Source organism: Thermomonospora curvata DSM 43183 (genome assembly GCF_000024385.1).
Taxonomy (GTDB): domain Bacteria; phylum Actinomycetota; class Actinomycetes; order Streptosporangiales; family Streptosporangiaceae; genus Thermomonospora; species Thermomonospora curvata.
Genome location: NC_013510.1, coordinates 5,201,983 through 5,226,943, shown reverse-complemented (window position 1 = coordinate 5,226,943; position 24,961 = coordinate 5,201,983). Strand labels below are relative to the sequence as shown.

24 protein-coding genes are annotated in these 24,961 nt (G+C 71.5%); 17 read left to right on the top strand and 7 right to left on the bottom strand.

The annotated features are described in order from the left end of the window. The first annotated feature begins 9 nt into the window (after positions 1-9). The 3 genes from TCUR_RS22665 to TCUR_RS22655 are packed head-to-tail and all read left to right on the top strand — an operon-like array spanning position 10 to position 3,001. The gene (locus TCUR_RS22665) at positions 10-861 is read left to right on the top strand and encodes an enoyl-CoA hydratase (RefSeq protein WP_012854917.1); all 852 of its coding nucleotides are present in this window, start codon (positions 10-12) and stop codon (positions 859-861) included. Beyond that, on the top strand, positions 861-2,045 hold the full coding sequence (locus TCUR_RS22660) for an acyl-CoA dehydrogenase family protein (RefSeq protein ID WP_012854916.1): 1,185 nt from the start codon (positions 861-863) through the stop codon (positions 2,043-2,045). Before TCUR_RS22665 ends, TCUR_RS22660 begins: the two co-directional genes overlap by 1 nt. Then, a complete protein-coding gene (locus TCUR_RS22655; protein ID WP_012854915.1) occupies positions 2,042-3,001 on the top strand; it encodes an acyl-CoA dehydrogenase family protein in 960 nt (319 codons plus the stop codon). Before TCUR_RS22660 ends, TCUR_RS22655 begins: the two co-directional genes overlap by 4 nt. 270 nt (positions 3,002-3,271) lie before the next feature. On the opposite strand, the gene TCUR_RS22650 is transcribed toward TCUR_RS22655, so the two are convergent. The 4 genes from TCUR_RS22650 to TCUR_RS22640 all read right to left on the bottom strand — a co-directional run bounded on the left by TCUR_RS22650 (position 3,272) and on the right by TCUR_RS22640 (position 7,716). Continuing rightward, positions 3,272-4,357, bottom strand: coding sequence for a methyltransferase domain-containing protein (locus tag TCUR_RS22650; RefSeq protein ID WP_148233094.1), 1,086 nt, complete (start codon positions 4,355-4,357; stop codon positions 3,272-3,274). Positions 4,358-4,933: 576 nt separating this feature from the next. Continuing rightward, the gene (locus TCUR_RS25875; RefSeq protein WP_012854912.1) at positions 4,934-5,134 is read right to left on the bottom strand and encodes a DUF397 domain-containing protein; all 201 of its coding nucleotides are present in this window, start codon (positions 5,132-5,134) and stop codon (positions 4,934-4,936) included. Positions 5,135-5,414: 280 nt separating this feature from the next. Then, positions 5,415-6,506 (bottom strand): NsdA family TPR-like regulatory protein, encoded by a 1,092-nt coding sequence (locus TCUR_RS22645; RefSeq protein ID WP_012854911.1) that lies wholly within the window; start codon positions 6,504-6,506, stop codon positions 5,415-5,417. A 100-nt stretch (positions 6,507-6,606) separates the two neighbouring features. Then, positions 6,607-7,716: a helix-turn-helix domain-containing protein gene (locus tag TCUR_RS22640; RefSeq protein WP_012854910.1), complete on the bottom strand. Its 1,110-nt coding sequence runs from the start codon at positions 7,714-7,716 to the stop codon at positions 6,607-6,609. Positions 7,717-7,898: 182 nt separating this feature from the next. Here TCUR_RS22640 and TCUR_RS22635 point away from each other — a divergent pair, with 182 nt between their 5' ends. Together TCUR_RS22635 and TCUR_RS22630 are read left to right on the top strand one after the other, a co-directional pair. Then, complete coding sequence (locus TCUR_RS22635; RefSeq protein WP_148233093.1) at positions 7,899-8,201, top strand: hypothetical protein; 303 nt, start codon at positions 7,899-7,901, stop codon at positions 8,199-8,201. A 133-nt stretch (positions 8,202-8,334) separates the two neighbouring features. Further along, on the top strand, positions 8,335-8,802 hold the full coding sequence (locus TCUR_RS22630; protein WP_012854908.1) for an ATP-binding protein: 468 nt from the start codon (positions 8,335-8,337) through the stop codon (positions 8,800-8,802). A gap of 221 nt (positions 8,803-9,023) precedes the next feature. Here the strand turns inward: TCUR_RS22630 and TCUR_RS22625 are convergent, their stop codons facing one another. After that, positions 9,024-9,791 carry a TetR family transcriptional regulator gene (locus TCUR_RS22625; RefSeq protein WP_012854907.1) on the bottom strand — a complete coding sequence of 256 codons (768 nt, stop codon included), beginning with the start codon at positions 9,789-9,791 and terminating at the stop codon, positions 9,024-9,026. Between the two features lie 124 nt (positions 9,792-9,915). Between TCUR_RS22625 and TCUR_RS22620 the strand changes: the two genes are divergently transcribed. Then, the gene (locus tag TCUR_RS22620; RefSeq protein WP_012854906.1) at positions 9,916-10,842 is read left to right on the top strand and encodes an ABC transporter ATP-binding protein; all 927 of its coding nucleotides are present in this window, start codon (positions 9,916-9,918) and stop codon (positions 10,840-10,842) included. Beyond that, a complete protein-coding gene (locus TCUR_RS22615; RefSeq protein WP_012854905.1) occupies positions 10,839-12,797 on the top strand; it encodes an ABC transporter permease in 1,959 nt (652 codons plus the stop codon). Before TCUR_RS22620 ends, TCUR_RS22615 begins: the two co-directional genes overlap by 4 nt. Positions 12,798-13,325: 528 nt before the next feature. On the opposite strand, the gene TCUR_RS22610 is transcribed toward TCUR_RS22615, so the two are convergent. After that, entirely contained in the window at positions 13,326-14,012 is a 687-nt protein-coding gene (locus TCUR_RS22610; RefSeq protein WP_012854904.1) for a hypothetical protein, read from the bottom strand. A 545-nt stretch (positions 14,013-14,557) separates the two neighbouring features. Between TCUR_RS22610 and TCUR_RS22605 the strand changes: the two genes are divergently transcribed. After that, complete coding sequence (locus tag TCUR_RS22605) at positions 14,558-16,747, top strand: DEAD/DEAH box helicase (RefSeq protein ID WP_052305594.1); 2,190 nt, start codon at positions 14,558-14,560, stop codon at positions 16,745-16,747. Between the two features lie 40 nt (positions 16,748-16,787). On the opposite strand, the gene TCUR_RS22600 is transcribed toward TCUR_RS22605, so the two are convergent. Next, positions 16,788-17,261: a hypothetical protein gene (locus tag TCUR_RS22600; RefSeq protein WP_041442773.1), complete on the bottom strand. Its 474-nt coding sequence runs from the start codon at positions 17,259-17,261 to the stop codon at positions 16,788-16,790. 138 nt (positions 17,262-17,399) lie between these two features. On the opposite strand from TCUR_RS22600, the gene TCUR_RS22595 reads away from it, so the two are divergent. From TCUR_RS22595 to TCUR_RS27240, 9 genes are all read left to right on the top strand, one after another. Continuing rightward, positions 17,400-18,776: a hypothetical protein gene (locus TCUR_RS22595; RefSeq protein WP_012854901.1), complete on the top strand. Its 1,377-nt coding sequence runs from the start codon at positions 17,400-17,402 to the stop codon at positions 18,774-18,776. After that, positions 18,773-19,336: a hydrogenase maturation protease gene (locus tag TCUR_RS22590; RefSeq protein WP_012854900.1), complete on the top strand. Its 564-nt coding sequence runs from the start codon at positions 18,773-18,775 to the stop codon at positions 19,334-19,336. Before TCUR_RS22595 ends, TCUR_RS22590 begins: the two co-directional genes overlap by 4 nt. A gap of 1 nt (position 19,337) precedes the next feature. Next, positions 19,338-19,703, top strand: a complete 366-nt coding sequence (locus tag TCUR_RS22585; protein WP_245537107.1) for a hydrogenase maturation nickel metallochaperone HypA — start codon at positions 19,338-19,340, stop codon at positions 19,701-19,703. A gap of 10 nt (positions 19,704-19,713) precedes the next feature. After that, positions 19,714-20,772, top strand: a complete 1,059-nt coding sequence (locus TCUR_RS22580) for an NADH-quinone oxidoreductase subunit B family protein (RefSeq protein ID WP_012854898.1) — start codon at positions 19,714-19,716, stop codon at positions 20,770-20,772. Between the two features lie 84 nt (positions 20,773-20,856). Then, the gene (locus TCUR_RS22575) at positions 20,857-22,650 is read left to right on the top strand and encodes a nickel-dependent hydrogenase large subunit (RefSeq protein ID WP_012854897.1); all 1,794 of its coding nucleotides are present in this window, start codon (positions 20,857-20,859) and stop codon (positions 22,648-22,650) included. Beyond that, positions 22,643-23,263: a NifU family protein gene (locus TCUR_RS22570; protein ID WP_012854896.1), complete on the top strand. Its 621-nt coding sequence runs from the start codon at positions 22,643-22,645 to the stop codon at positions 23,261-23,263. The genes TCUR_RS22575 and TCUR_RS22570 overlap by 8 nt, the downstream gene beginning before the upstream one ends. A 148-nt stretch (positions 23,264-23,411) precedes the next feature. Then, a complete protein-coding gene (locus TCUR_RS22565; protein WP_012854895.1) occupies positions 23,412-24,017 on the top strand; it encodes a DUF5947 family protein in 606 nt (201 codons plus the stop codon). Positions 24,018-24,019: 2 nt separating this feature from the next. Next, positions 24,020-24,229: a hypothetical protein gene (locus tag TCUR_RS22560; RefSeq protein WP_041442771.1), complete on the top strand. Its 210-nt coding sequence runs from the start codon at positions 24,020-24,022 to the stop codon at positions 24,227-24,229. Between the two features lie 106 nt (positions 24,230-24,335). Further along, positions 24,336-24,956, top strand: a complete 621-nt coding sequence (locus TCUR_RS27240; RefSeq protein ID WP_169313052.1) for a hypothetical protein — start codon at positions 24,336-24,338, stop codon at positions 24,954-24,956. Positions 24,957-24,961: the final 5 nt, after the last annotated feature.

Below are 24,961 nucleotides of genomic sequence, written 5' to 3'. Positions count from 1 at the left end.
AGAAGCGCGATGACCGAGGAAGTGGTCCGCTACGAGCGGCGCGGCAAGATCGCCGTGGTCACGATGAACCGGCCGCAGTACCGCAACGCCCAGAACTCCGCCATGACCTACGCGCTGGACCGGGCGTTCTACCGGGCGGTGGACGACGACGAGGTGGCGGTGATCGTGCTGGCCGGGGCCGGGCCGCACTTTTCGGCCGGGCACGACATCGGCACCCCCGGCCGCGACGCCGACCAGACCTTCGAACGCAAGGCCTCGCTGTGGTGGGACCACGTCGGCAAGGCCGGCGGGGAGAGCCGCTACGCCCGCGAGTCCGAGGTCTACCTGGGCATGTGCCGGCGGTGGCGGGAGATCCCCAAACCCACCATCGCCATGGTGCAGGGCGCCTGCATCGCCGGCGGGCTGATGCTGGCATGGGTGTGCGACCTGATCGTCGCCTCCGACGACGCCTTCTTCGCCGACCCGGTCGTCCGCATGGGCATCCCCGGCGTGGAGTACTTCGCCCACCCCTGGGTGATGGGCCCCCGCCAGGCCAAGGAGTTCCTGTTCACCGGCGAGCGCATCAGCGCCGCCCGCGCCCTGGAACTCGGCATGATCAACCGGGTGGTCCCCCGGGACCGGCTGGAAGAAGAGGTCATGGCGCTGGCCGAGAAGATCGCCACCATGCCCCGCTTCGGGCTGGCCCTCACCAAGAAGGCCATCAACCAGGCCGAGGACCTGATGGGCCTGCACGCCGGCATGGACTCGGTGTTCGGGCTGCACCACTTCGCCCACGCCCACAACGCCGAGGTCGGCGGCGACTCCCTCGCCGGGCAGGACGCCCGTTCCATGGCGGCGCGCAACAAGAAGGAAGGGGCCTGATGGACCTCACCTACACGCCCGAAGAAGAGGCGTTCCGCGCCGAGGTCCGCGCCTGGCTGGAGGCCAACGTCCCGGCCGAGCCGCTGCCGTCCCTGGACACCCCCGAAGGGTTCGCCGCCCACCAGGAGTGGGAGCGCAAGCTGTATGAGGCGCGCCTGTCGGTGGTGACCTGGCCAAAGGAGTACGGCGGGCGCGGCGCCTCGCTGGCCGAGTGGCTGATCTTCGAAGAGGAGTACTACCGGGCCGGCGCCCCCGCCCGGGTCGGGCAGAACGGCATCTTCCTGCTGGCCCCGTCCCTGTTCGAGTTCGGCACCGAGGAGCAGCGCAAACGCTTCCTGCCGCCGATGGCCTCCGGCGAGCACGTGTGGGCGCAGGGCTGGTCGGAGCCGGAGGCCGGCAGCGACCTGGCCGCGGTCCGCTCCCGCGCGGTGCGCACCGACGGCGGCTGGCTGCTGTCGGGGCAGAAGACCTGGAGCTCCCGCGCCGCCTACGCGCACTGGCTGTTCGGCCTGTTCCGCACCGACCCCGACTCGGTGCGCCACCACGGGCTGACCTATTTCCTGGTGCCGCTGGACGCCGAGGGCGTCACCGTGCGCGGCATCAAGCAACTGGACGGCGAACCGGGTTTCGCCGAGGTCTTCTTCGACGAGGTGTTCGTCCCCGACGACCAGGTGCTCGGCGGGGTCGGCAAGGGCTGGCAGGTGGCGATGTCCACCACCGGCTCCGAACGCGGCCTGACCCTGCGTTCCCCCGGCCGGTTCATGGCCGCCGCCGACCGGCTGGTGGCGCTGGCCCGCGAGACCGAGGGCCTGGGCGAGGCCGAACGCTTGGAGGTGGCGCGGGCCTGGATGAACGCCGACGCCTACCGGCTGTACACCTTCCAGACCCTCACCCGCGTCCAGGACGGGCAGAGCATCGGTCCCGAATCCAGCATCAACAAGATCTTCTGGTCGGAGATGGACCTGCACCTCCATCAGACCGCGCTGCGGCTGCTGGGCGCCCGCGGCGAGCTGACCGGCCAGGCGCCCGATGCGGTGGCCGGTGGACGCTGGCTGGACGGCTTTTTGTTCGCGCTGTCCGGTCCCATCTACGGCGGCACCAACGAAATCCAGCGCAACATCATCGCCGAACGGGTGCTGGGCATGCCCCGCGAACCCCGTCCCGTCACCAAGGAGGCCAAGTGAGGCTCGGCCTGACCCCAGAACAGCAACAGTTCGGCACGGTCGCCGCCGAACTGATGGCCAAACCGGACGCCGACCACTGGGCCGCCCTGGCCGAACTGGGCGCCACCGCGGTGCTCGTCCCCGAATCCCACGGCGGCCTGGGCGGGGACGAGACCGACCTGCTGGCGGTGCTGGAGGAGGCCGGGCGGGCGGCCCTGGCCGACCCGCTGGTGGAGGCCTCGGTGGCGGCCCGGTTGCTGGCCGGTCTGGGCGGGGAGCTGGCGGACGAGTGGCTGCCCAAGCTGGCCTCCGGTGAGGCCCTGGTGGTGTTCGCCGACGGCCCCTACATCCCGCACGGCGAACGCGCCGACTTGATCCTGGCGGAACGCGACGGCGCGATCTGCACCGCGAAGGCCGGGCAGGCTCAGCCGTCCACCGACCCGGCCCGCGCCCTCACCACCGCGGTCGAGCACGTCCCGGTGGCCGAGGGTGAGCAGGCCCGCGCCCTGCTGGCCGAGGCCCGCGACCGCGGCGCCGCCCTGACCGCGGTGTACCTGCTGGGCGTGGCCCGCCGCATGATCGACATGTCGGTGACCTACACCAAGGAACGCACCCAGTTCGGCCGCCCCATCGGCTCCTTCCAGGCCGTCAAACACCACCTGGCCGACGCCCTGGTGGCCGTGGACTTCGCCCGTCCCCCCGCCTACCGCGCCGCCTACTCCCTGGCCAGGTCCGCCCCCACCGCCTCGCGGGACTGCTCCATGGCCAAGGCCATGGCCTCCGAGGCCGCCCTGCTCACCGCCCGCAAGGCCCTCCAGGTCCACGGCGCCATCGGCTACACCCTCGAATACGACCTGCACCGCTGGATGCGCCGCGCCTGGACCCTGGCCGCCGCCTGGGGGGACGCCACCCACCACCAGCGCCGGGTGGCCGCCGCCCTCCTCGACACCGAGGGCGAACCGGCCCGCCTGCCCTGACCCGGTTCACCGGCACGCCCGAGCAGCACCTCCGGGACGCCACCCCTCACCCCGTGAACGCGTCATCGGTGGCAGTTCCCGCCACGTGCGGGGACTGCCACCACTCGACCGGACCGCCCAACAAGATCCCAAGCACACGACGTTCTCTCGGTCCGGCCGCCTGGGGCGGCCGGACCACCCTGCAAGGAAGCGCACCTAGGGCATGCCGAGAACCGGCGCCCAAACGAACCTTCTCAGGAGCGACGCCTGATTCCCGTCAAGTCCGCTCGCTCATGCGAGCACGCGGGAAGGATCGTCCAGCCACAGATGCTGCCCCTCGGGAGTGACGGTGATCCCATACCGGTCGTGGCCGGGACGTCCCCACGACTGCCACCGGAAGTAGGCCTCCTCGGCCTCCTCCCACAGCCGGCGCGGACCGTGCTGGCGGACGATGTGTTCGTCGGCATCCGGGATGAACCGCGCTGTCGCCCACGAGCCGTCCTCGTGGGCCAACCAGAGCGTATAGGTGCCGTTGTCAGGGCTTGGTTGTTCGAGCAGCCGTACCCCGGGAGGCAGCGCGGCCAGCGCCGGGTCGGCGCCGATGGAGTCCCGCACCACCTCGCGCGGATCCATGCGCGTGGTCGCCTCCTCGACGTCCCCTTCCCAGCTCCATGTGCGACGTTGGGAGCGCAGCATCATGTAATCGGCACTCCCGATGAGTCGGCCGAGCGCCGTCCCATCCCGCTGGACGTGCAGGCGGACTTGGTGGCCGTGGCCGATTCCGGGTGACCAGGGCAGGACGATGATTCCGCCGGGTCTGGTCTGTTCCACCCACGGGTAGGGGACGTCCCGTACTGCGCACGTGACGTGCACCCGGTCGTAAGGGGCACCGTCCGGCCAGCCGTTTGCGCCGTCTCCGACGATCAGTCGCGGGTGCGGCCCGGCGGCTTTCAGATTGGTCTCCGCCTGCGCGGCGATCTGCTCGTCCACTTCGATCGAGACGACCCGTCCGTCGCCGAGCCTGGCCGTCAGCAGGGCGGCCGTCCATCCGGTGCCGGTTCCGATTTCCAGTACTCGGTAGTGGTCGTAGGGATCCAGCAACTCCAGGAACGAGAACACCACATCCGGCGCCGAGCACGAGGAGGTGTAGTCCCCCGACCCCATGGCCAGGTCGGTGACCCCGTCATCGAGCTGGGTGACCAGCGCGGCCGGCGAGGAGACGGCTTTCAACCAGCCCTCTGGAACAGAGGCTCGATCAACGAGGTGAGGTGGGGCGTCCAGCGGGTGGACCAGCACCAAATCCGGCACGAACCGGTGCCGTGGCGCCCGGTGCATCGCCTCCCGCCACACCTCGGACGCCTCCACTCTGTCGGCCAAGGCATTGATCAAGGCATCGACATGCCCGGCCGTATCACTGGCAGACGCCACCGCTACTTGTTCTCGCCCTTACTGTGCTTGCCACCGCCCTCTGGGGCCGGGGTGTCGAGATTTATCTCCTCGCTTGGCTCGAAGGGCTTGTCTTTGGGCTTTCCTGCATGCTTGCCCGCGCTCATGATGATCGCCTTTCACAGCATCAGCCGAGCATCCTGTACCGAAAGTAATCGCGAGAACACGAGAGCGGACCGGGGTGGCCGGGTCCGGCCGACCACGGCAAGATCCTCCCAACCCTCACCTGCTGCAGCTTCCGGCTCACTCCTCTGAGGACGGCAGAAGGCACCCCTTACTTGATTGAGCGTCAGCCCGTACCTTTCCGCCGGTCGATCCCGGCTGGATCTTCCGAGTGGGCGTTGCCCAGTGTGAGGACAGGGCCGTTGGCCAGGTCGGCCTTGGTGGGCAGGACGTTGACGTGGCGCACTCGGGCAGTGCTGCGGTGTAGCAGGCCTGTGGTCTGGAGATGACCTTGAACCGATGAAGGGACTGCGACACGGCCGCGCTTGGTGGGCGTCTGAGGTGCTAGCGGTCGAAGGCGCCGCGCTTCACCGCGGTGAGCAACGACCGCCAGTGGTCGGCCGGCAGAATGAGATACGAGGCTGCTGGAGTCTTGCTGTCGCGGATCGCCACTACCCCGTGACCGGCTGCGGCTTCCACACAGTTGCCGTTGTGGCCGCTGTAGCTGCTCTTACGCCAACGCGGACCAGGAAGGCTCAGGGGCATCTTAGGGACTCCTACTCTCGAAGCTCTTTACAAGATCGTTCAGGGGGACGATCCAGCGTGAGGGCAGGTTGCTGGCCACGTCCGTCACAGTGGACGGGGCGTCGGCGCTGCGCGCTCGGGCAGTGATGCGGCGCAGCAAAGTGGCAGTGCGAGGAATCGGTCTCAGGTGTCGGGACTGACGGACCGGCAGGCTCCTCTTCGTCCCTGCCGGACGCAGATCCCGGCACGTGGCCTTTGAAGGTGGCGGGGCGTCCTCCTTTCATAGTCAGGGCATGCGCGGTCAGCGCAGTGCATGGGCCTGCCGGGCGAGGCGGTCGGAGCGCAGGCGTTCTGCCATCTCGGTGAGGTCATCGGCCAGCGCTGCGGCCTGGTCACGGTCGCCGTTTTGCAGGTGGGTGCGGCCGAGCTGGTAGATGAACTCGCCTGCCCACTCCGAGCGGCGCATCTCCTCGGGCAGGCGGGCCAGGCCGCTGGTGATCGCTTCGATGGCGCGGCGGTTGTAGGGCTTGTGGCGGCGGCCCAGGTAGCGGTAGGTCAGGCCGCGTTGCAGCTCGAAGAAGCCGGGGGAGTGGTAGTACAGCCACGGGGGAGCCTCAGCGGCGCGTTCCCGGGCGGCGGCGGCTTGTTCGTCGGCCTTGTCGAGTTTGCGTTCGGCCTGGGCGGCGTCGCCGGCCATGGCGTGGCCGCGGGCCTCTTGCGCCGCGGACATCGCGTACTGGCCGGGGAACAGCCCGCGGTCGCGCTGCGCTGCGGCCGACAGGCCGATGACGGGGCCGACGTGCCCGGCCATCCAGGCGATGTGGCCTTTGAAGCTGAGCACTTCGGAGATCAGGTTGCGATCGTCGGCCTCGGTCGCCCATTCCAGCGCCCGGTCCAGCCACGCCTGTCCTTCGTCAGGGTGGCCGGTGTTGGCTTTCAGCCAGCCGTAGAACTGCGCCCACTGGGCGGCCACGTTCACCAGCGGCAGCCGGACCTTGCCGCGTGCGTCGAGCACCAGTGCCTGAAGGGCGTTCAGTTGCGCCCCCACGGGTTCGAGGAGGGGCGCCGATCCGATCGCGTCCTCGGTGCGGCGCTGGGCGGCGAGGACGGTCGCCAGTGATTCCACCACGCTCAGATCCGCCCGGACGGCCCGCTGGACGGCCAAGATCAGCCGTTCTTCTTCATCAGGTGGGAGTTCCCCGCTGAAGCAGGACGGGCGCGACGGCGGGGCCGAGGCATGGCCGAGACCGAACAGTTCTTCCTCGGTGGTTTCCAGGACGCGGGGGTCGGCGGCGGCTCGGAGCAGCCGGGCCATCTGTTCGCGGGACCAGTAGGGGTCTGCTTCCCGGGCGGCGCGCAGGCGTGCTCCCAGGGCCTGTCGGTCGGTGGACATGGCGCGTGCCCTCTCATTGGGGATGGGGGCGGTCCCCTCCTGGCCTTCATCATCCCCATCGACTGGGGGCATGAGACGCGGTTTGACTGGCTGTGACCATTCAGCTCGACAGCTCCTGCGCGTGGGCGAGGGCCACTCGGTACTCCTCAGCCCACTGGGCGCCCTGCTGGTCGGCGGGCAGCGTCTGCAGTCCGTGTTGCAGATTTTCTGCGGCCGCAGCGTGCTCCTTCATCGACAGCAGCGCCAGCCCGATGTTCAGGTGGTGGTAGTCGGGAGTGAGCCAGTAGGCCGTCCCGGGAGGGAGCTCCCTGGCCGCTTCATCCGACAGCGCCATCGCCTCCCCCAGCAACCGTCGCGCGGTCCGGCGATCCCCCAGCAGCGCATACCCCTGTGCGGCCTGGACGGCGTCACCGAGCCGCTGGGCGGGGTGGGCGCCGGGGGTGTGGTAGGCGGTCATGAAGTGGCGGACGATCCCCCGCGGCAGGCCGAGCCGGCGGGCCAGGTAGCCCTTGAAGTTCGTCGCCTGAGCCGCCAGTGTGCCGTCGCCGGCCTCATCGGCGAGTTCCTCAGCGCTGGTCAGCAGTTGCATCGCCCTAGGTGTATCGAGTAGCTCGGCGTGCAGCCACCCGTGGAACTGCACCCACTCGGCGGCCACGGGCAGCAGCGCATCCCGGACCTGTCCCCGTGCCTCCCGCAGCAGCCGTAGCGCAGTGGTGGCCTGGACAGCGGTGGCGGGCAGGATCGCGGCCGGTCCCACTACGTCGTCCATACGTCGCTGGGACGCCAGAATCGTCGCCAGTGAACGAGCGACCGCCTTGTCCACGCGGGCGGGCCGTGCAATGGCCCGGGCGAGGCGCTCCTCATCGTCGGGTGTGAGTCCCTCCCACAGCCGGCTGTGGTCGGCAGGCGCCGGCTGCTCCAGCCGACTCGACCAGGGGGTATTGGCCAGTTCGCCGAACAGTTCTTCCTCGGTGGTTTCCAGGACGCGGGCGTACAGGCGCCGGTATTTGGGGGCGGGGACGGCGTCTCCGCGTTCCCATGCTTTGATGCGGCGGGCCAGGGATTTGACGTGGGCGATGGTCCCGGATTCCAGTTCGCGGGGGTCGGCGGCGGCTCGGAGCAGCCGGGCCATCTGTTCGCGGGACCAGTAGGGGTCTGCTTCCCGGGCGGCGCGCAGGCGTGCTCCCAGGGCCTGTCGGTCGGTGGACATGGCGCGTGCCCTCTCATTGGGGACGGGGGCGGTCCCCTCCTGGCCTCCATCATCCCCATCGACTGGGGGCATGAGACGCGGTTTGACTGGCTGTGACCATACGGATGCAGAAGGCCCCGGCCTGGTGGCGCGAGCGTCGGAGATGCCCGGGGCCCGGTCATGAATCGGAGATCTCGGTTGCCATGAAGAGGCTCCAGCACGTGCCGCCGTCCCGTGCCTCCGGTCCTGCGGAGCGCACCGCTGCCGATGTGTTCGGGCCGGATGCGGTGAACGATCTGGAATGCCGGACCGGTGGGCGGTGGGTGTTCTGGTACGGCTACTACACCCGCCGCTGGTGGGCGATGCCCCGGCCTCCGTACCCGTGGTTCGGGTTGGCCGAAGGGCGCACTCCGGCCGACCTGCTGGCCAGAGTGCGAGAGGCCGAGGAGTACTACGGCCCCTGCCGTCCCCGCCACGCCTCGGACCGTGCCGGAGAGTCACGGTGAGGCGGGACGGAGGGCGGCCTCCGGTTGGAGCGGTCGTGGTTCGCAGCGGACGACGGTGGGCGCTGCCGGGGTGGCGGTGTTCGGCCGACGGCGTGGATGAGGTGCGGGCGACCGTCGCGGCGGGGGTGGACTGGTGAGCGCGGCGGGGCTGCTGGCGGGGGCCGGGCTGGTGTCCGCGGTGCGGTTCGTGGCGGCGCGGCGGTTTCCCGGCGAGGGAGGCCCGGCGGTGGCGCGGGTGGACGTGCGTGAGGTGCGGGCGTATCTGCGCCGGGTGCTGACCGGGACGGGGGTGGACCTGGGGGACGCGGAGTTGCCGGCCTGCGAGGTCGTCACGAACGCGGTCCGGCACACCGATTCGGGGAAGCCGGGTGGGCGCGTGTGGGTGACGGTGATCGTCACCGATGAGGGGGTGCGGGTGGAGGTCACCGACGAGGGTGGGACGTCCACGGAGCCGCATGTGCCATCGGCGGCGGCGCTGGGCGGCCGAGGGCTGCTGATCGTGCAGGAACTGGCGAAACGGTGGGGCTGGGGGCGGGACGGGGACGGCCGGGTGACGGTGTGGTTCGAGCTGGCCGCCACGGGGGCGCGGCACTGCGGTTGAGCCGGCCGTTGCTGTCCGGGCCGCTAGGAGCCCCCAGAGCCGAGAGAAAAGGGGCTGCCGTGTCGATCTGGAGGGGTCGGAGAGCGGGCGGTCGCTGTCGGCTTCGCCGGTGGGTTCTCGGTCCGATGGGGCGGTGGGCCGTCGTGCGCAGGCGGTGTGAGCGTGTGGGCCTGTGTCTCCGTCCCGCACCGTCTCAAAACTGTCTCAGAACTGTCGCAAAATCAGGGCTCAGCGGGTTCGGTGAGGTGGCGGTAGACCGTGGCGCGGGAGACGCCGAGGGCGGCGGCGATCTCGGAGACGCTGTGGGTGCCGGCCTGGTACATGCGGCGGGCCTGGGCGAGCTTGGCGTCGTCCAGGACGGTGGGGCGGCCGGGGCGGCGGCGCGGGCGCGGGGGTGCGGGAGTTCGCGCGGGCGGGGCGGTGGGGACGTCCTCCAGCAGGAGGCGCACGCCCGACAGGATCTCGGCCTTCAGGCGGTCGTCGGGGGCGTCGGCGTAGAAGACCACCGGGTCGCTGATCATCGCGATGGCCTGGATCGCGCGCACGCCCCGGCGCAGGTCGGGGTCGGGGCCGGCGACGATCTGGTGGACCTGGTGGAGCAGTCCGACGAAACGCTGGAAGGCGTGGTCGTGGGCCAGCAGCGTCAGATCGTGCATCAAGATGCGCAGCAGGCCACGATGCCGCAGGTAGATGTCGAGCAGGCGCTCGATCATCAGCCACCGCGCCCGGTCCGGATCGGGGGCGGGGCGGGCGGTGGCCTCGTACATGGCGCTCTTGAGGGCCTCTTCCACGTCCTCGATCAGCGGCTCGCTGAGCGCGGCCAGCAGGTGCGCCTTGGACGGGAAGTGGTAGAAGACCGCGGCCTTGGTGATGCCCGCCCGTTCGGCGATCTCCCGCATGGAGGCGCGCTGATAGCCCTGCTCGGAGAACAGCTCGAGCGCGGTCTCCATGATGCGCGCCCGGGTGCCGGGGGCCGTTGTGCCGTCCACTTTTCCACCATAGGGCCCTGGTGCGGGGCGGGGCGGAAGCCTAAGCTGGATGCTGACCGCCGGTCAGTGCGGCCCGGGGTTCGCGCCGCACGGCCGGGAGGCGGCTGACGACGAGGACCCCGCGATGAGCGACGCGATCGCAGTGACCGACCTGACCAAGACGTTCGGCGACGTCCGGGCGCTGGACCGGCTGAACCTCACCGTCCGCACCGGGGAGGTGCACGGCTTCCTCGGCCCCAACGGCGCCGGCAAGTCCACCACCATCCGGGTGCTGCTGGGGCTGCTGCGCAAGGACTCCGGCCACGCCGTCGTGCTCGGCGGCGACCCCTGGAAAGACGCCGTGGCGCTGCACCGCCGCCTGGCCTACGTGCCCGGCGACGTCAACCTGTGGCCCAACCTGTCCGGCGGGGAGGCCATCGACCTGTTCGGCGCGCTGCGCGGCGGGCTCGACGAGCGGCGGCGCGAGGAGCTGATCGAACGCTTCAAACTCGACCCCACCCGCAAATGCCGCACCTACTCCAAAGGCAACCGGCAGAAGGTCGCCCTGATCGCCGCCTTCGCCTCCGACGTGGAGCTGTACCTGCTGGACGAGCCCACCTCCGGGCTGGACCCGCTGATGGACGCGGTCTTCCGCGACTGCATCCACCAGGCCAAACGCGAAGGCAAGACGGTGCTGCTGTCCAGCCACATCCTCAGCGAGGTCGAGGCGCTGGCCGACCGCATCAGCATCATCCGCGACGGCCGCACCGTGGAGTCCGGGACGCTCGCCCAGCTGCGCCACCTGACCCGCACCTCCATCTCGGTGGAGACCGCCCGCCCCATCACCGGCCTGGACGCCCTGCCCGGCGTCCACGACCTGCACCTGGACGGCACCCGCGCCCGCTTCCAGGTGGACTCCGAGCACATGGACACCGTCCACCGGCACCTGGCCGAACTCGGCGTGCGCGCCCTCACCAGCACCCCGCCCACGCTGGAGGAACTGTTCATGCGCCACTACGACGCCCCTCCCCAGCCCAAGCCCCGCCCCGCCGAGACGGGAGACCCCCGATGAACGAGCCTCCTGCGCCGGACGAACCAGCCGTGACCTCCGCCCGCCCGAAGACCCCGGAGGGCGGCGTCCGCCGCGAGAACGCCGCGGGCGACGACCTGCTTCCGGCGGCCGAGACGAACACCTCCGCCGCCCGGCCGGAAGAGCCGACGAGCGATGGCCGGGTGGACGGGCGGGCCTTGGGGAGCGGGCGGGGCTTGCCCGCTGGGCGGGTGGAAAAGCCGGTGGGAGAGGGCGTCCGTCACGAAGGGGACCCGGTGGGCGTGAAAGGGCGGCACGAGAAGGCGCGGAGCCTGACCGGCGGGGGCGGGCGGCATGAGAGCACGCGCGGGGCGGCCGGGATGTTCGCCGGGACCGGAAGGCTGGTCCGGCTGGCGTTGCGGCGCGACCGGGTGCAACTGCCGGTCTGGCTGCTGGCGTTGACGGGGGTGGTGGCGGCCAGCGCGTCCAGCATCCAAGGGCTCTACCAGACCGAGCAGGAACGGCTCGCCTATGCGATGTCCAACGCCGGCAGCGCGGTCTCCCGGGTGTTCAACGGGGCCGTCGCCGACCCCAGCGTGGGCTCGATCACGGCAACCGAGACCTATGGGTTCACCGCCGTCCTGGTCGCGTTGATGAGCATCATGGCGGTGGTGCGGCACACCCGGCAGAACGAGGAGACCGGCCGGGCCGAGCTGGTCGGCGCCGCGGTCGTCGGACGGTATGCGATGCTGACCGCCGCGCTGGTGGTCGCCGTGCTCGCCAACGCGGTGCTGGCGCTGCTGATGGCCGGGACGCTGGTGGCGATCGGCCTGCCGGCCGCCGGGTCTGCGGGGTTCGGGCTGGCCCTCGGCGGGGCGGGCATCGCGTTCGCCGGGGTCGCCGCGGTCACCGCCCAGCTCTCCGAGAGCGCCCGCGGCGCCAACGGACTGGCCGGGGCCGTGCTCGGGCTGGCGTTCCTGGTGCGCGGCATCGGGGACATGCTGGGTGAGCCCACGCCCGACGGGACATCGGTCACCAGCCTGTGGCCGTCCTGGCTGTCGCCGGTGGGCTGGGGGCAGCAACTCCATCCCTATGCCGGGGGACGCTGGTGGGTGCTGGCCCTGTACCCGGTCTTCTTCGCGGCCCTGGTGTGGACGGCCTACCGGCTCACCGACCACCGGGACGTCGGCACCGGGATGATGCCGGTGCGGCGCGGCCCGGCCGTCGCGTCGCGCACCCTGCTCAGCCCGCTCGGCCTGGCCTGGCGGCTGCAGCGCGGGGTGCTGCTCGGCTGGAGCGTGGGCGTGGCGATCATGGCCGTCACGATGGGCGCGCTCGGCCGCGAGGCCGAGGAACTGCTGGCCACCAGCGACGAGCTCAAGGAGTACTTCGCCCAGATCGGCGGTGGCGGTGCCGACATGGTGGACGCCTACTTCGCCGCGTTCATGGGCATCTTCGGCATCGTCATCGCCGGGTACACCGTCCAGGCCCTGCTGCGGATTCGCGCCGAGGAGACCGGGCCGCTGGAGGCCGTCCTGGCCACCGCGGTGAGCCGGCCGCGCTGGATGCTCAGCCACATCACCTGCGCGATGCTCGGCACGGTCGCGCTGCTGCTGCTCCTCGGGTTGGGAACCGCCCTCAGCCACGGGATGGCCAGCGGTGACTTCTCCCAGACCTTGGAGTTGCTCGGCGCCGCCCTGGCCCAGGCTCCGGCCGCGCTGGTCCTGGCCGGGCTGGTGGTCCTCACGCTGGGCGCGCTGCCCCGGTGGGCGGTGGCGCTGTCGTGGACGGCCCTGGTCGCCTGCCTGCTGATCTCGCAGCTCGGCCCGCTGCTGGAACTGCCGCAGCCGGTCATGAACGTCTCCCCGTTCAGCCACGTGCCGTACCTGCCGGTCGCCGACCCCGCCGCGACCCCGCTGGTAGCACTGCTGGCGGTGGCCGCCGCCCTCACCGGCTTGGGCATCGGCGCGTTCCGCCGCCGCGACCTGGCCCTGTGACCTGGGGCCCCGGCTTTGGACGCCTGATCCGCCGGGACTCGGCGGCTTGCCCTGACACCGGCATGCCGGGCTTTGGAGGACGAGACGCGAACAACCGCGGGCAACGCCCGGTGCCGGTCTTTGCGGGCTGCGGCCCGTCCTCGGGGTGGGCGCGCAGGTCGCAGGGCCGGGCGCACGCCGTCGCGGTTCGCCTCGTTCACGCTGCTGAGAGGTTCATCGTCTTGCGTATCGACCCGGGGCCGAGACGGCTCGAGGGGACTGCGCTGCACCGGTCGGCGGCAGGCTGGGTGGCCGGTCTGGACGATTGGGCGGGCCGCCGGGATCGAGGCCGGTTCGCTGTGCGGTCGTTTGCGGATGTTCTTCACCTGCGGCGCCCGCAGGCGGGAGGCCTGCGGGCGCCGCGGTGGATCGGGTATCTGCCGCCGGGCGGTGGGTGTTCTGCAAAGCGGTCGTGTCCGTCCGGCCGCGCTGCAACCGAGACGGATGCGCTCAGCGAACCGCCCGGCCGGGTTCGGGTCGTCTGCCCGATCAGCGGTGCTTGCTCAGGGCGAAGGCCGCGCCGGTGCCGAGCACCCACAGCGCGCCCGGCAGCAGTGCCATGTACTGCACCGGGGTCAGCTGGACGAGTGCGAGCAGCGCCGCCATCAGCGCGCTGAACGCGGCCAGGCCCCGGCCGACCGTCCGGCGGCGGAACCCGGCGACGGCGACCGCACCGGCCGACAGGCCCGCGCCCGCCCACACCCAGGCCATGGTGTTGTAGATGCCCAGCGAGGCGGCGACGGTGTCGGGGTCGGCCTCGTCGTGCTTGGCCAGCCCCCAGTACAGCTCGGTGCTCATCCCGCCGCCGACCAGCAGCAGCGCGGCCACCAGCAGGATGCCGGCGAAGGCCAGGCCGGGGATCAGGCTGCCGGCCGGCTCGGCGCGCTCCAGACGGCGGCGCAGCCCGGCCCCGAAGAGCATCACCAGCAGCGCGGACAGCGAGGTGCTCGCCTGGAAGAGCCACACGAAGTGCTTGTTGCCGGCGATGGCCGGGATCAGCTGGTGGTTGTCCTTCCACAGCTCCGAGTGGTCGTTGGTGAGCTGCACCGACAGGCCGAACACCACGACGAGCGCCACCAGGGCGCCCACGATTCCGGCGACCGCCCATCCCCGTCCCTCCCGGACGGCCGGGGGCGCGGCGGCCACCGCCGGCTGGGACACCGACTGAGTCGTCATGACCGAGGCTCCTTCGTTCACGCGCTCCCGGAAACCGGAGCGCCGACCGTTGACCCCTTCTCGACCCGTGGCTCTGGGCACTTGGGGCGTCCCAGAGCACGCCGCTGTCCCTGCCGCGAAGCCCCCGCATGCCTCTTGACGGGTCGGAGAAGGCCCGATTGCGGGATCACTTTGCGAGACGACCGGTGGCGCCCACCAGATACCGCTGTCCCGTTCGGATCCGGGCGGCCTCTGGGACAGAAACCGGGTTCACCGCCCCGGCCGGGCGGGACGCCCCTGGGGCTGTGGCCGTGTCACCGGCGTCCGGGGTGAGCCGGGGTGTGGGATGTCGTCGGCGCCGCCTGCGCGGTCTTGCGGGCTTCGCCGCCGTGACCTGGAGTGGGCTGCAGGCGCTCGGACCTGGCAGAACGCCGCCCGGCCGGGTGCCTGATATGTCACTATTGAACCTCTTTTCAGGTGCCCGGGGTCGTCCCGTCCGGTGATCCGGGACGGCCGTGCTCGTGGCGGTGGGGTCGAGACGGGCCAGTGCGTGGGGGAAGTGGGCGTTGAGCGGGGTCCTGAACCAGGGGCGGCCGGCCGCGGACGCGAAAGCGGTGCTGCAGGAAGCCGAGGAGCTGCTGGAAGCGGCCCGAAAAGTACAGACCGACCATGAGCAGGCCCGCGAAGAGGTGCGGCGGACGCTGCATCCGCTGCGCGAGGGGCAGGCCCGGCGGGAGCTGGAGAACATTCCCGTGGCCCGGCTCAAGGACGTCACCGGCGGCCGGTTGCGGATCGGCCCGCTGGAACAGGCCGGGTACCGCACCGTCCTCCAAGTGCTGGACGCCGGCCCCTACGGGCTGCAGCTCATCCCCGGGGTGGGCGCGCAGACCGCCAACCAGGCCTACGCCGCCGCGGCGCACCTCGCCCGCACCGCCGAAGAGTCCACCACGCTGCGCATCGACCTGGACGGCCGGCGCGACCCGCAGGTGACGGCGCTGGTGGTGGCGCTGCACCGGCTGGTGGCGGCGGGACCGCGGCTGTCCTGGACGGTCGAGCGGGCCGCCGAGATCACGGCCGGGCTCGCCCCGCTACTGGCCGCCGCCCGCCCGCTGCGCAGCCGGCTGCGGATGTTCTTCACCCGCGGCGCCCGCAGGCAGCGGGCCAGGGACGCGCTCCAGCAGATCGAGCACCTGCTGGCCGCCGCCCGAAGCTGGGACGCACGCACCGTCTTCGGCCAGGCCTCGGTGGATCTGCTGCGCCCGCCCGTCCACCCCATCGAGGCCTGGACGGATTTCGAGCACAACGCCGCCGCCTACCACGGCCTGCTCATCGAGATCGCCGGGATGGAACCCGGCCGGGCCACCTCCGAGGGCTACCTGCCCGGCGAGCTCGCCGAGCGGGTCAACGCCCACCCCCTCGACACCACCCACTGCCGGGTCACGCTGCGCGGCTACCAGGCGTTCGGGGCCCGTTTCGCGCTGACGCAGCGCCGGGTGATCCTCGGGGACGAGATGGGATTGGGCAAGACCGTCCAGGCCATCGCCGCCCTGGCGCACCTGAGCGCCCAGGGCGAGACCCACTTCCTGGTGGCCTGCCCGGCCAGCGTCCTGATCAACTGGGTCCGGGAGATCGAAAAGCACAGCGCGCTGCGCCCGGTGCGGGTGCACGGCCCCGAACGCGCCGCGGCCTGGGCCGCCTGGGTCGACCGCGGCGGGGTCGCGGTGACCACCATCGACGGGCTGCATTCGCTGCCCGTCCCAGAGGACGTGCCGCTGGGCATGTTGGTGGTTGACGAAGCCCATTACGTCAAAAACCCGCAGACTCGCCGCTCCAAGGCGGTCGCGCAGTGGACGCAGCGCACCGAACGCGTGCTGTTCTTGACCGGCACGCCGATGGAGAACCGGGTGGCGGAGTTCCGCAACCTGGTGGCCTACCTGCAGCCCGACCTCGCCCGCCGGATCGACGAAAGCGACGGGGCGGCCGGGCCGCGGGCGTTCCGCAAGGCGGTCGCGCCCGCCTACCTGCGCCGCAACCAGGAGGACGTGCTCAGCGAACTGCCCGACCTGGTGGAGGTCGCCGAGTGGGAGACCTTCAGCCGCCAGGACGAGGCCGCCTACCGGGAGGCGGTGATGTCGGGCAACTTCATGGCCATGCGCCGGGCGGCCTTCCGGCACCCGGAGGGCTCGGCCAAGCTCCAGCGGCTCTGCGAACTGGTCAAGGAGGCCGAGGAGAACGGCCACAAGGTGGTGGTCTTCTCCTTCTTCCGGGACGTGCTGGCCACCGTCCAGCGGGCCCTCGGCCCCGCCGCGCTCGGCCCGCTCACCGGGTCGCTGAGCGCCGCCCGCCGCCAGCAACTGGTGGACGAGTTCACCGCCCATCCCGGGCACGCGGTGCTGCTCAGCCAGATCCAGGCCGGCGGGGTGGGGCTGAACCTGCAGGCCGCCTCCGTGGTGATCATCTGCGAGCCGCAGCTCAAACCCACCCTGGAGGCCCAGGCGGTGGCCCGCGCCCACCGCATGGGCCAGGTCCGCAAGGTCCAGGTGCACCGCCTGCTGGTGGCCGACAGCGTCGACCAGCGGATCATGGAGCTGCTGCGGCACAAGAGCGCCCTGTTCGACGAGTACGCCCGCCGCAGCGACCTGGCCGAGTCCGCCCCCGAGGCGATCGACGTCTCCGAAACCGAACTGGCCCGCCAGATCATCGAGGCCGAACAACGCCGCCTGGCCCAAGAGACGGCACCGGGTCAGGCCCGCTGACCGGTGGTCCGCGCCGTCACTCGGCGGGAGTGAGCCCGGCTCAGGTGCCGGTGGCCGACAGCGTCCAGTAGGTGACCGCGCCGTAGGCCAGGTGCGGGATCAGGTCGCTCAGCCAGTCCGGGACCGACCATTGGCGGGGGTCGGTGACCCCGAGGGCGGTCATCGGGGCGTCCGTGGCGGCCATGGCCAGGGTGCCGATCGCGATCGTGCCCAGCCAGGCGGGTGGGCGCAGGCCGGCTGCGCGCAGGGCGCCCGCCGCCATGCCGATGCCCACTCCGGCGGCCATTCCCAGCAGGGCGCCGAGGCCGGTTCGCCGGTTGTCCTTGGTCTGGTCATCGCCGGGGATCTGGTGGCCGGCCAGTTCGCCGAGCCGTTCCACCGTGCGTTCCGGGGTGGAGCTGGGAGGGCGTCCGCGCCAGGCCATGTCCAGGTAGGCCACGGCGTTGAGCGCGGTGGTGCCCGCCGCGCCGGCCAGGGCTCCCCGGCGGATGCCCGCTGCGAGTGCTGTCGCCATGGGTGCCTGCGTGCCCGTGCCTTCGGAGGCCAAACAGCCCTCCTACGGCTGATGCTCACCTATGGTGATCGATCACTTACCAAGTGTGCGAGATGGTTGTTATACCGGGATGGTCTCCGAAGGGAAGAGGCCATCGCCATGCACGCCAGACCTGCCGCCGCCACCGGGCTGGACGCCGTCCGGGCCGTGGCCGACGCCGTCCTGTACGAGGGGTACCTGCTGTACCCGTACCGGCGTTCGTCGGGCAAGAACAAGGTCCGCTGGCAGTTCGGCGTGCTGCTGCCGCCGGAGTGGGCGCGGGCGCAGGGACTGGTCGACACCAGTGTGGCGGGCTCGGCCGAGTCCTGGTGGCAGCAGACCGAGTGCCTGCTGGAAGGCCCCAAGGACGCCCGGATCGAGGTGCGGATCCGCTTCCTGCAGCTGCAGCGCCGCCACCCGCAGGAACGGCTGCCGGACGGGCGGTACCGCACGGTCGAGGAGCTGGAGGCCGGCTCCCGCCTGGAGGTGGGCTTCGATGAGGCCGTCCCCCAGGAGTTCGAGGTCCGGGCGACCGTCGCCGAGCTGCTGGGCGGGGCCCGGCACGTGGTGCTGCGGGCGCCCGGCGGGCAGGAGAGCGAGCCGCTGACCGGCGAGGACGGCCGGGAGATCGGCCGGGTGGTGCGCCGCCGCCGGCCGGTGACCGCGTCGGTGACGCTCTCGATCACCGACTGCCGGGCGGCGCCCTCGCTGCGGCGGCTGCGGGTGCGGGTGGAGAACGCCGGGAAGGCGGCCTCCCCGCAGGCGTCCCGCGAGGTGGCGCTGCGCAACTCGCTGATCGCCTGCCATGCGCTGCTGTCGGTGCGCGACGGCTCGTTCCTGTCGCTGCTGGACCCGCCGCAGTGGGCGGCCCAGGAGGCCCGCGCCTGCGTCAACGTGCACACCTTCCCGGTGCTGGCCGGCGAGGAGGGGCGGCGCGACCTGATGCTGTCCTCGCCGATCCTGCTGGCCGACTACCCGCAGGTCGCCCCGGAAAGCCCCGGCGACCTGCACGACGCCGCCGAGATCGACGAGCTGCTGTCGCTGCGCACGCTGACGCTGACCGACGAGGAGAAGCGGGAGGCCCGCGCCACCGACCCGCGCGCCGCCGCCATCATCGACCGGATCGAGACCATGCCGCCGCAGGCCATGGCCCGGCTGCACGGGGCCATCCGCTCCCTGCGCCCGGCCACTGAGGAGAACGAACGCTGGTGGGAGCCGGGCGCCGACGCCCGCATCTCACCCGACACCGACAGCGTGCTGGTGGGCGGGGTGGCCGTGGCCAAGGGCAGCCGGGTCCGGCTGCGTCCCCGCCCGCACGGCACCGACCCCCAGGACCGGTTCCTGGACGGGCGGACCGCCCTGGTGGAGGCGGTGCTGCAGGACGTGGACGGCACCCGCCACCTGGCCGTGACGCTGGAGGACGACCCGGCCGCCGAGCTGAACCGCTGGCACGGCCGCTACCGCTACTTCACCCCGGATGAGGTGCAACCACTGTGAACGCAACGGACGGACGGCGGGTGCTGGTCGCCGGGATCGGCAACGTGTTCCTCGGCGACGACGGCTTCGGCGTCGAGGTGGTGAACCGGATCGACCGCGCCGCGCTGCCGGAGCGGGTGGACGTGGCCGACTACGGCATCCGCGGCATCCACCTGGCCTACGACCTGCTGGAGGGCCGCCACCACACGCTGATCATGGTCGATGCCGTCCCGCTGGAGGGCCCGCCCGGCACGCTGGCGGTGCTGGAGGCCGACCCCGACGACGGACCCGGCCTGCCCGCCATGGACGGGCACGGGATGAACCCGCAGGCCGTGCTGCACCTGCTGCACACCCTCGGCGGCCGGGTGGACCGGGTGCTCATCGTCGGCTGCCGCCCCGCCGACGTCACCGAGCGGATGGGCCTGACCGGCCGGGTCGCCGCCGCCGTGCCGCGGGCGGTGCGCCTGGTCACCGAACTGGCCGCCGACGCGGCCCGGCAGACGGGCCTGCCGCCCGCCGCCCCCGCGCAAAGCCACCAGGCCGAAGGAAGCCCGACAGAAGCGGAGTACGCCAGTGCATGAGATGGGGCTGTGCCAGGCCATCGTCGAGGCCACCTTGCGCCGGGCCGCCGGACGGCCGGTGCGCGCGGTGCGGGTCAGGGTCGGCGGGCACCCGGTCGACCCCCAGGTGATCGCCCAGGGGTTCCGGATGGCGGCGGCCGGCACCTACGCCGAGGGCGCCGAGCTCGATTTGGTGGTCGAGCCGCAGACGGCGCACTGCCGCTCCTGCGGGGCGGACTCGCCGGTCACCGCCGCCACCGTGCTGGTGGCCTGCCCGCGCTGCGGCGGCCTGGACATGGACGCCCCCCTCACCGAGCAGCTGGTCGTGGAATCCATCGCCATCAGCGAGGACGAGCCCGCCGCGTCCGGGCGCGGCGACAGCGGCTGAGGAGGCCGAGATGACCCAGACAGCACAGACCGCCGAACGCCGGGTCGGGTTCGACGAGATCACCATCTTGTGGATCTCGGAGGGGATGAGCTGCGACGGCGACACCGTGTCGATGACCGCCGCGGGCCAGCCGTCCATCGAGGACGTGGTGGCCGGGCTGATCCCCGGGCTGCCCAAGGTCAACCTGCACAACAAGGTGCTCTCGCCCACCTTGGGCGGGGAGGAGTTCCTGGCGCCCTACCGCGCCGCCGTCCGCGGCGACCTGAGCCCCTACATCCTGGTCATCGAGGGCTCCATCCCCAACGAGAAGATCAACGGGGACGGGTACTGGACGTCTTTCGGCAACGACCCCGACACCGGTGAGCCGGTCACGCTGAACTGGTGGATCGACGCGCTGGCGCCGGGCGCCTGGGCGGTGGTGGCCATCGGCACCTGCGCCACCTACGGCGGCATCCACGCCATGGCCGGCAACCCCACCGGGTGCATGGGGCTGGCCGACTACCTGGGCTGGGACTTCCGCTCGGCGGGCGGCCTGCCGATCGTCAACGTGCCCGGCTGCCCCGTCCAGCCGGAGAACTTCATGGAGACGCTGACCTGGCTGCTGTACCACGCCGCCGGGTCGGCGCCCCCGCCGCCGCTGGACGACAAGCTGCGCCCGCAGTGGCTGTTCGGCAAGACCGTGCACGAGGGCTGCGACCGCGGCTCCTACTACGAGCAGGGCGATTTCGCCGGCGACTACAACTCGCCCAAGTGCCAGGTGAAGATCGGCTGCTGGGGCCCGGTGGTCAACTGCAACGTCCCCAAACGGGGCTGGATGGGCGGCGTCGGCGGCTGCCCCAACGTCGGCGGCGTGTGCATCGGCTGCACCATGCCCGGCTTCCCCGACAAGTTCATGCCGTTCATGGACATGCCGCCGGGCGCCAGCATGTCCACCCTGTTCGTCAAGCCGTACGGGGCGTTCGTGCGGCGGATGCGCGGCATCACCAACCGCACCGTCAACAAAGAACCCAAGTGGCACCACAACCGTGACGTGCTGACCAGCGGCTTCAGCCCCCGCTATCGCCCATGACCGCCGCAGAGCGCCAAGGCCGGCCCTGACGCCTTGGCGCTCCCTCATCCGTCCGACCGGCCACCGCAGGAAGGAACACGTCCAATGGCGATCACGGAGCGGAAGCCCGCCGCGCCCGAACCCGGGCAGCTCGTTGAGATGGCCTGGGATCCCATCACCCGCATCATCGGGAACCTGGGCATCTACACCAAGATCGACTTCGCCAACCGCCGGGTCGTCGAGTGCCACAGCACCTCGTCGCTGTTCCGCGGCTACTCGGTGTTCATGAAGGGCAAGGACCCGCGCGACGCCGGGTTCATCACCAGCCGCATCTGCGGCATCTGCGGCGACAACCACACCACCTGCTCGGTGTACGCGCAGAACATGGCCTACGGGATCAAGACCCCGGTACTCGGCGAGCTGATCATCAACCTCGGCGAGGCCGCCGAGTACATGTTCGACCACACCCTCTTCCAGGACAACCTGGTCTTCGTCGACTTCTGCGAGGCCATGGTCAAGGACACCAATCCCAGTGTCCTGCGCCGGGCCGAGACCACCGAGGCGCCGCGCGCCGCCGTCCACGGCAAGCGCACCATCGCCGACATCATGCGCGCCTACAACCCGTTCGAGGGGGACGCCTACAAGGCGGCGCTGCAGATGAGCCGGCTCACCCGGGAGATGTTCTGCCTCATGGAGGGCCGGCACGTCCACCCCTCCACGGTCTATCCCGGCGGGGTCGGGACGATGCCCAGCCCGACCACGTTCACCGACTACCTGTCGCGGCTGCTGCGGGTGGTGGACTTCGTCAAGAAGGCCGTCGCCATGAACGACGACGTGTTCGACTTCTTCTACGAGGCGCTGCCCGGATACGAGGAGGTCGGCCGCCGCCGCATCCTGCTGGGCTGCTGGGGCGCGTTCCAGAACCCCGAGGTCGTCGACTACCGCTACGAGACGATGAACGAGTGGGGCAAGGCGATGTACGTCACCCCCGGCATCGTGGTGGACGGCGAGCTGGTCACCAACAACCTGGTCGACATCAACCTGGGCATGCGCATCCTGGTCGGCTCCTCCTATTACGACGACTGGGTCAACGAGGAGCCGTTCGTCACCCACGACCCGCTCGGCAACCCGGTGGACATGCGGCACCCGTGGAACCAGACCACGCTGCCGGTGCCGCAGAAACGCGACTTCGACCACAAGTACAGCTGGGTGATGAGCCCCCGCTGGTACGACCAGCGCACCGGCGAGCACCTGGCGCTGGACACCGGCGGCGGCGCCTTCGCCCGGCTGTATGTGACCGCGCTGTCCAACCTGGTGGACACCCCGTACGTCAAGGCCACCGGCTCCAGCGTGCGGATCAACCTGCCCAAGGGGGAGAGCCTGCCGGAGACGACGCTGGAGTGGCGCATCCCCCAGTGGTCCAACACCATCGAACGCAACCGGGCGCGGGTGTACTTCGTCGCCTACGCCGCCGCGATGGCCTTCCAGTTCATCGAGCAGGCCATGCAGCGGGTGCGCTCGGGCGACCAGAAGGTCTTCCAGGACTTCGACGTGCCCGAGGAGGCGATCGGCGCCGGCTTCCACGAGGCGGTGCGCGGGGTGCTCTCCCACCACCTGGTCATCCGCGACGGCAAGATCGCCAACTACCACCCCTACCCGCCGACCCCGTGGAACGCCAGCCCGCGCGACAACTACGGCACGCCCGGCCCGTACGAGGACGCCGTCCAGGACATGCCGATCTTCGAGGAGAACGGCCCGGAGAACTTCCGCGGCGTGGACATCATGCGCACGGTGCGCAGCTTCGACCCGTGCCTGCCCTGCGGCGTCCACATGTACCTGGGCAAGGGCCGCACCCTGCGCAAGATCCACTCCCCGATGTTCGGCGCCGACCATGGCTGAGACCGCGCTCCTGGGCGGCCAGGCCGAACGGCCCGGCAAGACGCCGCCCGAGGACGGCGCGGAGCGGCCCGGCGGGAACCGGCTGGACGACCGGGAGGTCACCGAGCGGCTGCAGGCGCTGGAGGAGATCCTTGCGCACTTAGAGCGCCTCCCCGGGCCGACCGCCGAGACCGCGCTGGACGCGGTGGCCCTGCTGACCCAGGTGTACGGGGAGGCGCTGGCCCGGGTGATGGACCGCCTGGCCGCCCACCCCGACCTGGCCGGGGCGCTGGCCGCCGACGACCTGGTGGGGCACCTGCTCGGCCTGCACGGCGTCCACCCCGTGCCGGTCGCCGAACGCATCACCCGGGCGTTAGCGGACATCCGCCCACACCTGCGCGCCCGCGGCGGGGACGCGGAACTGATCGCCGTCTCCGACGGCGTGGCACGGGTACGGCTGTCGGCGCGGGGCTGCGGCTCATCGGCCGCGCAGCTGCGGCAGGCCGTGGAGGCTGCGATCGGCGCCGCCGCCCCCGAACTGTCCGGCATCGAGCAGGTCACCGACCCGCCCGCACGCCCGGCGGCGTTCGTCCCGGCCGAGGCGCTGCTGCGCAAACCGGAAGGCGCGCGATGAGCGGCGACGGGGCGGGACGCGCGGCCGTTCGCCCGATCGGCGTATCCCGGGGGCGGGATGCCGAGCGACGCGGGCTTTACGGCCGGGCCGTCCCGCAGGCGCACGCTCGCGTCTTGGACGGGCGATCGCGCGGGGCCGAGGGGACGCGATGAGCGGGAGTGCGCTGGGGCGTGTGATCACCCGCCCGGCCCGGCGGCGGGACGCCGAACGGTGCGAGTTGTGCGGCCGGGACGTCCCGCAGGCGCACGCCCACGTCCTCGATGAGCAGACGGGGGAGCTGCTGTGCTCCTGCCGGGCGTGCGCCCTGCTGTTCGAGCAGGACGGGGCGGCGGGCGGGCGGTACCGGCCGGTGCCCGAGCGGCGGGTCCGGCTGTCCGGACCGGAGCCGGCCGAACTGGGCGTGCCGGTCGGGCTGGCGTTCTTCGTCCGGCGGCCGGACGGGGGCGTGGACGCCTGCTACCCGAGCCCGCTGGGCGTCACCCGCTGGGAGGTGGACCTGAAGGTGTGGGAGCGGGCCACGGCCGGGTGCGAGCCGCTGCGGGCGATGCGCCCGGCGGTGGAGGCCCTGCTGGTCAACACCTCCCGGGGCGTCTCGCAGCAGTGGCTGGTGCCCATCGACGACTGCTACCGGCTGGTCGCCCTCGTCCGGCGTCATTGGACCGGCCTGAGCGGGGGAGAGAGGGTCTGGAAGGAGATCGAGGCGTTCTTCGCCGACCTGACCTCGGCGAACGCATCCGAGGGAAAGGGGAGATGACCATGGCGCAAATCCGTGTGGGCAAGCCGCAGGTCTCACCGGACACGCCCTCGCACACCCCGGGCGTGCGGCAGGGCAACACCAAGGGCGCCTACCGGCACCAGGCGGGCCACCACCTGGACGACACCGCCGACGCCCGCCGCTCGACGGGCATCCGGCCCAAGGACCGCAACCCGATCCTGCCGTCCATGCCGAACCTGTCGCCGAGCTGACCACGAGGGGGACACCGTGACGAAAGCCGGAACCATCGCACGGAAGGCGGCCACCGTCGCCACCACCGGAAGCACCACCGGCAGGAGCGGCGGCACCGCGACGCGCATGAAGGCCGCGCCCACCGCCAAGATGGGCTCCGCCGTCCGCAAGGCGGGCACGCTGGCCACCGGCGGCAGGGCCAGGCCGAGGCCGTCCGGCGGGACGAGCCCGCTGAGCAGTGTGGGTGCCGCCGTCAAGAAGGCGGGCGGCGCGCTCATGGCCATGACCGCGGCCCGGACCACCGGTGTCGCGGGCAGGACCGGCCCCTTCGTCGGCAAGGGACAGCCGGGCATCGCACGGCGGCCCGGGCCTTTCGTGGGCAAAGGACAACCGGGCATCGCAAAAAGGACAGGACCCTTCGTCGGTAAAGGACAGCCGGGAATTGCCACCCGGACCGGTCCCTTCCTTGGGAACTTTCTTGGAAAGAGGTCGGGCATGACGACCATGAGCAGTCCGCTCGCCAGAAGGAAGAGCGTCGCCCGGAAAGCGGGCGCCGTGGCCGTGGCCGGAGCCGTCGCCAAAGCACTGACCACGGCGGCCAAGACCGGCTCCGCCAAGAAGAAGAGCGGCGCGGCGCGTCCCAAACGGTCGAAGCTGCCCATCGCCATGCTCGGCATGGCGATCGCCCTGCTGGTGTGGCGGGAACTGCCGGCCATCAAGCGCTACTACAACATGACGAGGATGTGAGGCAT